At 60.9% G+C, this 10,101-nt stretch carries 10 protein-coding genes and 3 pseudogenes; 11 read left to right on the forward strand and 2 right to left on the reverse strand.

Annotation, left to right across the window (positions count from 1 at the left end; genetic code table 11):
- A partial coding sequence (locus tag Q2941_RS48680; protein WP_458197127.1) for an ureidoglycolate lyase occupies positions 1–292 on the reverse strand: 292 nt, incomplete at its 3' end.
- Positions 293–334: 42 nt separating this feature from the next.
- A pseudogene (gene puuE, locus Q2941_RS48685) lies at positions 335–1,345 on the reverse strand (allantoinase PuuE); the annotation flags it as partial.
- A 168-nt stretch (positions 1,346–1,513) separates the two neighbouring features.
- Between puuE and Q2941_RS48690 the strand changes: the two are divergent.
- The 11 genes and pseudogenes from Q2941_RS48690 to Q2941_RS48740 all read left to right on the forward strand — a co-directional run bounded on the left by Q2941_RS48690 (position 1,514) and on the right by Q2941_RS48740 (position 9,953).
- A complete protein-coding gene (locus Q2941_RS48690; RefSeq protein ID WP_027527139.1) occupies positions 1,514–2,704 on the forward strand; it encodes an ABC transporter substrate-binding protein in 1,191 nt (396 codons plus the stop codon).
- A gap of 123 nt (positions 2,705–2,827) precedes the next feature.
- Positions 2,828–3,694 (forward strand): branched-chain amino acid ABC transporter permease, encoded by an 867-nt coding sequence (locus Q2941_RS48695; RefSeq protein WP_458197128.1) that lies wholly within the window; start codon positions 2,828–2,830, stop codon positions 3,692–3,694.
- Positions 3,695–3,696: 2 nt separating this feature from the next.
- On the forward strand, positions 3,697–4,674 hold the full coding sequence (locus Q2941_RS48700; protein WP_458197129.1) for a branched-chain amino acid ABC transporter permease: 978 nt from the start codon (positions 3,697–3,699) through the stop codon (positions 4,672–4,674).
- A gap of 3 nt (positions 4,675–4,677) precedes the next feature.
- Positions 4,678–5,457, forward strand: coding sequence for an ABC transporter ATP-binding protein (locus tag Q2941_RS48705; RefSeq protein WP_027527136.1), 780 nt, complete (start codon positions 4,678–4,680; stop codon positions 5,455–5,457).
- A gap of 3 nt (positions 5,458–5,460) precedes the next feature.
- Entirely contained in the window at positions 5,461–6,183 is a 723-nt protein-coding gene (locus tag Q2941_RS48710) for an ABC transporter ATP-binding protein (protein WP_458197130.1), read from the forward strand.
- A gap of 16 nt (positions 6,184–6,199) precedes the next feature.
- Positions 6,200–7,003 (forward strand): aspartate/glutamate racemase family protein, encoded by an 804-nt coding sequence (locus Q2941_RS48715; protein WP_084801759.1) that lies wholly within the window; start codon positions 6,200–6,202, stop codon positions 7,001–7,003.
- 72 nt (positions 7,004–7,075) lie between these two features.
- Positions 7,076–7,789 (forward strand): GntR family transcriptional regulator, encoded by a 714-nt coding sequence (locus Q2941_RS48720; protein ID WP_458197131.1) that lies wholly within the window; start codon positions 7,076–7,078, stop codon positions 7,787–7,789.
- Between the two features lie 12 nt (positions 7,790–7,801).
- A pseudogene (locus Q2941_RS48725) lies at positions 7,802–7,929 on the forward strand (SOS response-associated peptidase); the annotation flags it as partial.
- Positions 7,930–8,160: 231 nt separating this feature from the next.
- Positions 8,161–8,355, forward strand: a complete 195-nt coding sequence (locus Q2941_RS48730) for a hypothetical protein (protein WP_254113329.1) — start codon at positions 8,161–8,163, stop codon at positions 8,353–8,355.
- A 35-nt stretch (positions 8,356–8,390) separates the two neighbouring features.
- A pseudogene (locus Q2941_RS48735) lies at positions 8,391–9,043 on the forward strand (SOS response-associated peptidase).
- 712 nt (positions 9,044–9,755) lie between these two features.
- Complete coding sequence (locus Q2941_RS48740) at positions 9,756–9,953, forward strand: hypothetical protein (RefSeq protein WP_458197132.1); 198 nt, start codon at positions 9,756–9,758, stop codon at positions 9,951–9,953.
- Positions 9,954–10,101: the final 148 nt, after the last annotated feature.

Raw genomic sequence — 10,101 nt, forward strand, 5'->3', positions numbered from 1 at the left:
CTGTGCACACGACCACGAACCAAGGCATATCGTTCAATGGGATGAACAACTGGCTGCCGAGGGGATGACGCTCCATGAGCCTGATGACGATCGGAGTTGGTCTTGTTGCACCGATGAACAGGCTTACGTTGACGTCCCCGCCTTCCGAGGCAACGTCAATCCTGGCCAGATCGTCGTAGCGCCGGGCAAATCCCTCGTTGATCAGCTTCGGTGTCACGTCGTCTGTCTCGATGACTTCACCGAAGGGCGCAAATTCTGCCTTTGTCAGCGCCACGACCGGAAGAGTTAACATCGTTCGACTCCGGTGACTACGTTATGGCAATTCGCTTGCGCCATTGCCGAACACCTCGGCAACAAGAGCGGGGCCCATGCGCCCGCGCACGTAGCCACCCTCGGGTGGATGATGGCGGATCCAATGGCGCGCAATGTCGAGCCGCGTCGCCACCCAGACATCGGTGTGGCCCTGCACATAGTCCAGAAAACGCGCAAGCGCCGCGGCGCGGCCGGGTCGGCCGACCAGGCGACAGTGCAGCCCCACCGACATCATGCCGGCATCGCCTGCACCGCCTTCGGCGTAGAGCACGTCGAACGAATCCTTGAGGTAGCTGAAGAACTGATCGCCGCTGTTGAAACCCTGCGGCGTCGCAAAGCGCATGTCGTTGGCGTCTAACGTATACGGAACAATCAGTTGCTGACGACCTGCAATGAGTTGCCAATAGGGCAGCTCATCCGCGTAGGCATCGGCAAGATAAAGAAAGCCGCCTTCCAGCGCGCCAAGGGCCAGCGTGTTCACCGAGGTACGCCCCTGGTAGAGACCAAGCGGACGTACGCCAGCCACCGCCGTGTGAATCCGCACCGCCTCGTCGAGATCTGCACGTTCCGCTTCCAGCGTATGGTTGCGATAGTCGATCCATTTTAGGCCATGGCTAGCGATCTCCCAGCCGGCCTCGTTCATCGCCGCCACCGCCCGCGGATTGCGTGCCATGGCGGAGGCAACGCCATAGACCGTGACCGACATGTTACGTTCAGTGAACATCCGCCACAGCCGCCAAAATCCCACGCGTGAGCCGTATTCGTAGATCGACTCCATGTTGACGTGCCGTTGCCCTGGCCACGGCTGCGCGCCGACGATCTCCGAGAGAAAAGCTTCCGATGCAGCATCGCCATGCAGGACGCAGTTCTCACCGCCTTCCTCATAATTGATGACAAACTGCAGCGCGACGCGAGCCTCGCGAGGCCACGCTGGCTGAGGCCGGCTGCAGCCATAGCCGATGAGATCGCGCGGATAATCCTGCTCAATGTCAAACAAGCGGCTCAGCTCCCAACGTTGAACGAGACGCTTCATCCACGGCGCCCCTCGCGAGCATTGTATACTACAGCTGGCCTAATTTGTTCACAAAACATATTTAGATTGTTGACAATCGTGAGGCGGACGCGTTTGATCAGCCCAAGACCTGCGACGGGGTGGTCCCGTAATGTCGGGCGTTGACTTATTCAGCGGAGGAGACGTGTGATGATCAGGAAGTATTCTGCTGTGCAATCGGCTCTGATTGGAGCCTCACTGCTGGGCTTGATGGCGACCGGCGCGCAGGCGGCAAACACCGAATTGAAGATCGGCTTCGTCGGCGTGACCAGCGGTCCCGCCGCGGCCTGGGGCACCTCGAACGTACGCTCGATGCAGACGCTTGCGGCGCAATGGAACGAGGCCGGTGGCGTCAAGATTGGCGATCGCACCTACGACATCAAGATCGTCACCTTCGATGACCAGAAAGATCCCAAGCGCGCCATTGCCGGCATGGAGAAGATGGCCCAGGAAGGCATCCACTATGTGGTGGGGCCGAATGTCGACGACGGCGCTGCCGCGGTACGCCCCGTCGCGGAAGCTAAGGGCATAATCTATTTCCCTTACGCCTTCCCGAAGGCGCTCTACACAAAGCCCGCCGCTAATGCGGTGCTCGGCATGGTCGCAAACTATCAATCGGGCCCGGCGATCTACAAATATCTGCACGACAAAAGGAACGTGAAGACGATCGCCTTCGTCGCAGCTAATGAATCCGATCCGCTCAGTCAACGCGACGGCGGCGTCGCAGCGGCCAACGCGCTTGGCCTCCAAGTGGTCGCCGACAAGGACACCTACCAGAACGACACACGCGACTTCACACCGGTGCTGACGCCGATCGTCAAGCTGAAGCCCGATCTCTTGGTGCTGTCCGGCGTCTCCCCGGCCAACGCGCCACTCTTGATCCGCGCCGCGCGCGAACTCGGCTATCAGGGCCTGCTCTCAACCGAAACTGCGCAGGATGCCAAGGTGCTCGAGGAAGGCGCGGGCGAACTTGCCAACGGCTTCATCTCGGTCGGCGGCGCTTCGACCCCAGAGATCCGCTCCAAGGCGATGGATGACTTCATCGCCCGCTATACGAAAATGTTCGGCGAATACAACGATGAGTCGAACACCAAGGTATACGCCCTCCAATACATCATCGATACTCTGAAGGCGAACCCCAAAGCGATCGACGATATCGCCGAGTACAAGAAAACCATTGACGGATTTTCGGCACCCAACCCCTACGTCAAGGGCGACAAGATGCTTCACTACGTCGGCACCACCTCTTTCGGCCAGAAGCGTCAACTCGCCGTGCCACTCGTCGTCACGGAATACAAGAACGGAAAGTTCGAAACGCTGTTCGTCGCCGACGTCGATTGACACCTCTGACCGGGTGCGGGCGACGGCAGCCTAAGGCTGGCGTCGTTCGCCCCTCCCCTTGCCGCGGCGGACGCGAGCCGTAGCGCGCAACGGATTGCGCGCGCTCCTCGAACGGGACTGCACATGACACAGGTCATCGTGAACGGCCTTTACCTCGGCGCACAATACGCCCTGATCGCGCTCGGCCTGACGCTGATCTTCGCGCTGATGAACGTGCTGAACTTTGCGCATGGCCAGATGTACGTGTTCGGCGGCTTCATCACCTATACGGTCTACGGCCAACTGCACCTGCCGTTCGTGGTGGCGCTTGCCTGTTCGGGCGTGACGCTGGCGATCATCGGCGCCCTGTTCGAGCGGTTTCTATTCCGCACCGTGATCCGGCGTAGCGTGCGCGACGAGAGCACTATGCTGCTCGCCGCCGGTACAGCCTTTTTCCTTGATGCAGTAATCCTGCTGCTGTTTGGCGAGAAGCAGCGCGGCGTGCCGAAGATCGTCAACGGTGTGCTCAACGTCGACTGGCTGATCATCCCTTATGATAAGATCACCGTCGGCGTCATTGCTCTGGTGTTGATCGCGAGCTTTATGGCTTACATGCAGTTCAGCCGTCCCGGACGGGCGATGCGGGCGCTGGCCCAGGACCGCGTCGCGGCGCAGCTAATGGGCGTCAATGTCGATCGCTATTCCATGATCGGATTCGCGCTTGGCGCGATGCTGGCCGGCGTGGTCGGCGGCTTGCTGGTCGCTATTACCGGCGTCAACTCCGGCATCGGCGGGCCGATCTCGATCAAGGCCTTCCTGATGGTGATGATCGGCGGCGCCGGCGTGGTCGGCGGCGCCATCGCCGGCGGCTTCATTCTCGGCATGCTGGAGTCGGTGGGTCTGTCGGTACTGCATGCCTACGGCGACGTCACTTATCTGGTGATCTTCGCCGCCTTGATGGTGTTCCTGAGTATCCGTCCCAACGGGCTCATGGGCAAACCATGGGGCTGACAATGACGAGCACCGCATCCAAAGTCTCGGCCCTGGCGCTGTTTTTGGTCGTCGCCTTCGTCCTCGTGCCCTGGCTCATCGCGGTCAGTGGCCGCAGCGACCTCTATTATACCCTGACCTCTGTCGCGCTTCTGAGCATCGCCAGCGCAGGCGTTTGGCTGACCTTCTTCATCGGCCGCATCAACATCGGCCAGGGCGCCTATGCGCTGTTCGGCGGCTACGTCTCGGCGATCCTCGTCACAGCCGGCGGCGTCTCGTTCTGGCTTAGCTTGCCGCTTGCCGGACTGTTTTGCGCTGGCATCAGCATCCTGATCGGGTGGCCGATCCTGCGGCTGCGCGGCGTCTACTTCGCCATGGTGACGCTTGTCCTGACGGAGGTGGCGCGGCTCGCGGCACTCGCCGTGCCGCTGACCAACGGCGCCAAAGGCATCACCGACATCCCGCCTCCAGGCGCGATCCGCCTGTTCGGCCTCACGCTACTGCCGGATTTTGCAACGCTGGCCAACCCGCGTCAGGCGTTCTATTTCGTAACGGTGGCGCTGATGGTACTGGTATTCGCAGGCGTCTATCGTCTGGTACATTCTCGCATCGGGCAACTCTGCCTGTCGCTTCAGCAAAATGAAGAGCTGGCCTCCTCAATCGGCGTCAACGTCGCCGCGTTGCGTATCATTGCCTATGCGATTTCCTCGTTCCTCGGCGGCATTGGCGGCGCTATGTTTGTCGCCATCGCGCAATCGATCTATCCGTCGAGCTTCGCCGTCGCCGACTCCGTAAATTTCATGCTGAACTGTTTCCTCGGCGGTTTGGGGCACGTGATGGGCCCCTTGGTCGGCACCTTCGTGTTGTATTTCGGTTGGGATTTCCTGTTCAGGACGGGTGAGTTCCAGTTGCTGATCTATTCCATGGTGCTGATCGCGCTGATGCTGGTGCTACCCAACGGCATTCTCAGCCTATTTGCGCCGCGGCGGAAGGAGAGCTGAGCCGTGGCCGAGTTGCTTGAGGTCAAATCTCTAACCAAACGCTTCGGCGGCCTCGTCGCCGTGAATGGAATCTCCTTCTCCGTGCGCGAGGGCGAGATCCTTTCGGTGATTGGGCCGAACGGCGCCGGCAAGTCGACCCTGTTCAAGCTGATCGCCTCGTTCATGCGACCGAGCGATGGCGAAGTGCTTTTGCGCGGCAACCGCATCTCCGGTCTGGCCCCTCACGTCGTGGCGCGTGCCGGCGTCGTACGCACCTTCCAGGAAACCACCATATTCAAGACTATGAGCGTGCGCGACAACGTCATCATCGCCCACCATTTGCGTTCGCGCGCCAGCTTGCTCGGGTTCTACACCGGTTCGACAAGCGCGCGCGCCGACGAGCGCGAGTTTGCCCGCTCTGCCGATGAGATCCTGGATTTTCTCGGTCTGCGCGCGATCGCGGGACAGTTAGCCAACACCCTGCCGCAAGGCCATCTACGTGCGCTAGGCATAGCCATCGGACTTGCCACTAACCCTAAAATCCTACTGCTCGACGAGCCCTTTGCCGGCATGAACCATGATGAAACGCGACGTGCAGTCCAGCTGGTGCGCGCGGTACGCGATCGCGACGTTACCATCCTCTTGGTGGAGCATGATATGCCCGCCGTCATGAAGATTTCCGACCGCATTGTCGTGCTGAATTTCGGCGAGAAGATCGCGGAAGGAACGCCAACGGAGATCCAGCAAAACCCGCGTGTGATCGAGGCCTATCTCGGCAGCGCCGACGAATCGATCGGGATGTAGTCGATGGAGCCGCTTCTCACCTTCTCCGGGGTCGAACTTTATTACGATCAGGTTTACGCCTTGCGAAACGTCTCGCTCGAGGTCAACGAGGGCGAGACCGTGGCGCTGATCGGCGCCAACGGCGCGGGAAAGACCTCGATTTTGCGAGCCATCACCGGCCTTCGCAAGATCCGCAAGGGCGAAATTCGGTTTCGCGGCCAGCGCATCGATGGCCGCCCGCCCGACGAGCTAGTGAAGATGGGTATCGCGATGGTTCCGGAGGGCCGCCGATCGTTTCCGCTGATGTCAGTGAAGGACAATCTCCTGATGGGGGCTTTCACCCGCCACGACAAGGCCGAAGTCGCCAACACGCTCGAGGCGGTACTCACGCGCTTTCCGCGGCTACGCGAACGCTATAGCCAGGCGGCGGGAACTATGAGCGGCGGCGAGCAGCAGATGCTAGTAATCGGCCGCGCACTGATGAGCCGGCCGACGCTGCTGCTGCTCGACGAGCCCTCACTCGGCATTGCCCCGAAACTGGTGCAGGACATTGCGCGATCGATCGTCGCCATCAATCGCGACGAGCAGGTCAGCGTGCTGCTAGTCGAGCAGAATTCGCGCATCGCGCTCAAGATATCCGCCCGCGCCTATGCGCTCTCGACCGGAGCCGTAGCGCTCTCCGGGCCTTCGGCTGAGCTCATCAACGATGAACGCATCAAAACCCTCTATCTTGGCGGAGAATTGTGAGTCCAGGTAAACACTTATGCGCATTCTGGTCATCAATCCCAACACTACCGCATCAATGACGCAAAAGATCGGCGTGGCGGCGCAAGCGGCCGCCGCTTCCGGCACCGCGATCCAGGCTATCAATCCGACATACGGTCCGCCGAGCATCGAAGGTTACTATGACGAAGTATTCTCGATTCCAGGCCTGCTAGCGCAGATACACGCCGCGCCAGATGTGGATGCCTATGTAATCGCCTGTTTCGACGACACTGGGCTGGATGCGGCGCGCTGCCTCACCGCCGCACCGGTCATCGGCATCGGCGAGGCCGCTTTCCACATCGCCAGCCTGCTGGCAGGTCGTTTCAGCGTTGTGACGACGTTGTCGCGCTCGGTCTCAGCAATCGAGCACAACCTCACCAAATACGGCTTGGCCGGCCGCTGCGCGCGGGTACGAGCATCGGAAATACCAGTGCTCGATCTCGAGATTCCCGGCTCGGACGCACGCCAACGGATCTCGGCCGAGATCGCCAAGGCCGTGGTCGAGGACCGAGCCGAAGCGATCGTGCTGGGCTGCGCCGGCATGGCCGATCTCGCTGCCGAGCTATCGCGCGAGCACAGCCTTCCCGTCGTCGACGGCGTCGGCGCGGCGGTGAAACTCGCTGAAGGCCTGGTGAGCCTCGGCCACAAGACATCAAAGCGTGGCGGCTATGCCGCGCCGCGGGTCAAGCCTTATGATGGCCTGTTTGCCGCGTTCGCGCCGGAAGCTCCGCAGCCACAGCATGCGCCGGACATGACGTCCCGCCCGCTCGCCACTTCACCTGCAGGTAAGCACGCGATATGATGACGGTGAAAACGCGTGCACAAATCCAATCGCACCTTGCACCGTCGCTATCTCCGTCCAGCTTCTGAGGCCATGCACACGACCGAAGACCGACAGACCTACTCCTTGAAACCAGCGGCGCGGTGGTCCGCGACCTACACCCGTCTGCGGGATGCGATCTTTGCCCATCGGCTGGCGCCCGGCACCAAGTTGCCCGAAGACGAACTGGCCTCGATCTACACGGTGAGCCGTACTGTGATCCGGTCCGCGCTGCAGGCGCTCGCGCACGATCGCCTCGTGCGCCTGGAGCCGAACCGCGGCGCCTTCGTGGCACAACCCTCGCAGACCGAAGCCCGCGAGATCTTCGAAATGCGCATGCTGGTCGAGGCGCGCGCGGCAGCGCTTGCCGCCGCGCGCGCTACGGCCGACGACGTGGCGCGGCTGCGCGCCCATCTCGATCAGGAGCACGAAGCGGTGCGTGAAGGACGCGACAGTGACGCGCTGATGCTGTCAGCCAATTTTCATGTTGAGGTCTCGAAGATCGCGTCGCAGTCGATCCTGTGCGAGATCGTCGCCGACCTCGTCACGCGCTCATCGCTAATAATCGCATTGTACTGGATCCGGCGCGACACCATCTGTGCAAGCCATGCCCATCATCATCTGGTCGACGCCATCGCCCGCCACGACACCGACGTCGCAGCCGAGCTGATGACAAGTCATCTAGCCGATCTGCTGACAGGACTGGATCTGACGCCGCGACAGCGCGACGAAAAGAGCCTGACCGACATTCTGATTCAGGATGCTTAGCGTCCGTTCCACGTGGTCAATGGCTACGTCGGCAATTTGCAGCCGATGCCGGGCGTCTTTCCCGACTATCCGGCTCCCGTGATCCGCAACACGGTTGCCGGAAGCAGATGACGCTGATGCGCTGGGGCATGCCGCCGTCGCGGCACACTGGCGGCCCGCCGGTCACGATATCCGCGGCCTCGTTGCATCGCCTAGGCCGACCAATCTGTCCGGAAGCGTATCAGCTCGATCCCAATCCGGAACGCGGTGAAGCAGAAAGCGGCGAGCGTTGCAGAATTACAACCCGCGCGGCCCTTATAGATATTAGTCTGGTCCGTCTAGGACCGAAACTTATTTCATGTCTATTCCAATATAATCAGCGGGGGCGAAAGGTGTTTGATGTCTATCGCAATGATAAGCGCGAGTTGCTCGTTCTAAGCAAAGGCTCTGCGATACCGACGCTCAGCTCCAGACATAAGTGGCGGAAGAGCAGAAAAAGAGTTTTCAGAGTTAGCGACGAGATCAGGTCGGCCGTTCAGGGACAAGGGTATTACGTCCGTAGTTTGCGGACTACCAGGAAGGGATGACCTAGGTCGAGTACGTCGGCGGGCCGCTGACCTACATGTGCAACCTCTACAGCATCACCACCAACCAAGCCGCCATCCTCGCGCTCTTCCGCGTGGTCAATCGCTACGTCGGCAACTTGCAGCCGATGCCCGGCGTCTTCCCGGACTACCCGGCCCCTGTGATCCGCAACAGGGAGGCTGGCACCGAGATGACGCTGATGCGCTGGGGCATGCCACCGCCGCCGCGCACAGGCGGCCCTCCAGTCACCAACATCCGCAACACGTCATCTCCTCATTGGCGCGGCTGGTTGAAGCCAGAGAACCGCTGCCTCGTCCCCTTCGACAGCTTCGCCGAGTACGCGCCTGAGGCGAACCCTGAGACAAAGAAGAAGGATGTCGTCTGGTTTGCCTGAACGATGACCGACCGCTTACGGCCTTCGCAGGCATCTGGACTGAGTTCAAGGGACGAAGTCCAAGCCGATCCCCGGGGCCGCACCTCGTGTATGGCTTCCTGACGACTACGCCAAATGCGGTGATTGAGCCGATCCATCCGAAGGCCATGCCGGTAATCCTGACGACTGATGAAGAGCGCGATGTCTGGATGCGCGCGCCGTGGGATGAGGCGAAGGCGCTGCAACGGTCGTTGCCGGATGAGACGCTCAGGATCGTGATGCGCGGGGCGGATAAGGAAGATCGGGCGGCGGCGTAGGCACGACTGACACAGCATTGTTCGATGAACACGAAAGCGGTCGCCTGGGCTGATCGGCAACTCGATTCTGCTCGCCGACATCACCCGGCGGCCAATGCATTTCGAGTTACGCCGCCTATTAGCCACCAGACCGCATCAAAAACGGATCTACGGACAGAGCTAATCGGTCCGCCACTTGCGTGACGGCCGGCGTGGACTGCTTTCCGGGCGGCAGCGAGCCGAGAGTGGTCAGCCCGGTACAAGCGGCAAGAACAGCTATCGCAATCGCAGCGAGATATTCGGTCCTCATAGCGATAGTCCCCTTCATCGCCCCATGAATTAACCGGGCACTCTCAGAAACAGTTCCCGAGTACTGTTCGTGTATCAGTTGGCCCCGAGTGCATGGCTGCGATCGCTTAGCGGTCTAGCGGATGCGTCGACGCCGCATTCCGGGTTCCTCGTCCGAAGGAACATCGTGTCACGATCAGAGAGATCAAAGGAACGAAAAGCGCCTGCCAGGCTTTAGAAAAACATGAGACCGTCGCTCGCCGGTACTAACACGGCGCATGTCGCGGATAGCCAAAGGTCGTTGCCAGCGACCCGCTGCTCTGAATACAAGCGCTCGCGCAGATAGCCAAAAGCGGCGGTCTCCAGTTCCTCTGAAGGGCCAGCCTGCCCCGGTTGGGTGCGGGGGCGGAGGCGGTGCCGTTATTGCCAATCCAAAGGCTCCGCTATGCGCAACCGCATCGACATTGACTACGTGCACAGCCGGGCCATCGTTCGAGAGATCGGCGAGAGACTACGCGCGTCGCTGAAACCAGAGCCGAAATTGCCAGCGCGCCTCAAAACGCAGATCGACCGGCTCTGCGAATTGGAGCGCTTACCGTCAATCGCTCCGGAAGCGGAGCATTGGAAAACACCTCGCCGTTGAGCCGCCGCCTTTAAGGCAAAACTCAGGGGGCGCTCAGGTAATCAAGCGTGGAGCAGTGGGCGGCAAAAGCATTGGATCAAGATGCTATGGGGCGGGGCGGACGGCGAGGGTTTGTGGCACGCTCGGCGCTCTGTCCAAAGACACCAAA

The organism is Bradyrhizobium sp. UFLA05-153, assembly GCF_054185185.1.

What these genes read in the sequence shown, in the direction of transcription:
- Q2941_RS48710 (WP_458197130.1), top strand. Translation starts at nt 5,461, where the DNA reads ATGGAGCCGCTTCTCACCTTCTCCGGGGTCGAACTTTATTACGATCAG.
- Q2941_RS48740 (WP_458197132.1), top strand. Translation starts at nt 9,756, where the DNA reads ATGCGCAACCGCATCGACATTGACTACGTGCACAGCCGGGCCATCGTT.
- Q2941_RS48690 (WP_027527139.1), top strand. Translation starts at nt 1,514, where the DNA reads ATGATCAGGAAGTATTCTGCTGTGCAATCGGCTCTGATTGGAGCCTCA.
- Q2941_RS48695 (WP_458197128.1), top strand. Translation starts at nt 2,828, where the DNA reads ATGACACAGGTCATCGTGAACGGCCTTTACCTCGGCGCACAATACGCC.
- Q2941_RS48715 (WP_084801759.1), top strand. Translation starts at nt 6,200, where the DNA reads ATGCGCATTCTGGTCATCAATCCCAACACTACCGCATCAATGACGCAA.
- Q2941_RS48720 (WP_458197131.1), top strand. Translation starts at nt 7,076, where the DNA reads ATGCACACGACCGAAGACCGACAGACCTACTCCTTGAAACCAGCGGCG.
- Q2941_RS48700 (WP_458197129.1), top strand. Translation starts at nt 3,697, where the DNA reads ATGACGAGCACCGCATCCAAAGTCTCGGCCCTGGCGCTGTTTTTGGTC.